Genomic DNA, 232 nt, shown 5'->3' on the forward strand with positions numbered 1-232 from the left:
GCCTTATCATCAGTCTGCGAACCGCAGGCAGCCAAAGAAAGAGCCAGCGCAGCGGTAACGCCGACACCGATGATTTTCTTAAGCATCAGGCATTCCCCCTGCTCTTCTTCTTCACTTTAATGTTTTGCGTGATACGGTCGAGTGTAATCGCTACGATAACGATCGCGATACCCGCTTCCACTCCGACACCGGTTTTCAACTGTGTAACGGCGCTGTATACTTCAGAACCGAG

At 51.3% G+C, this 232-nt stretch carries 1 protein-coding gene and 1 pseudogene; both read right to left on the reverse strand.

The genetic code is table 11. The features are described 5' to 3' along the window. The coding region (locus tag SB658_RS27915; protein ID WP_410603845.1) for a hypothetical protein at window positions 1-86 on the reverse strand (86 nt) is incomplete at its 3' end. Beyond that, window positions 86-232 (reverse strand): annotated as a pseudogene (locus SB658_RS27920) (glycine/betaine ABC transporter); the annotation flags it as partial. The gene SB658_RS27915 and the pseudogene SB658_RS27920, both read right to left, overlap by 1 nt.

The organism is Bacillus sp. SIMBA_008 (genome assembly GCF_046535495.1).
In the GTDB taxonomy this organism is placed as follows: Bacteria; Bacillota; Bacilli; order Bacillales; family Bacillaceae; genus Bacillus; species Bacillus subtilis.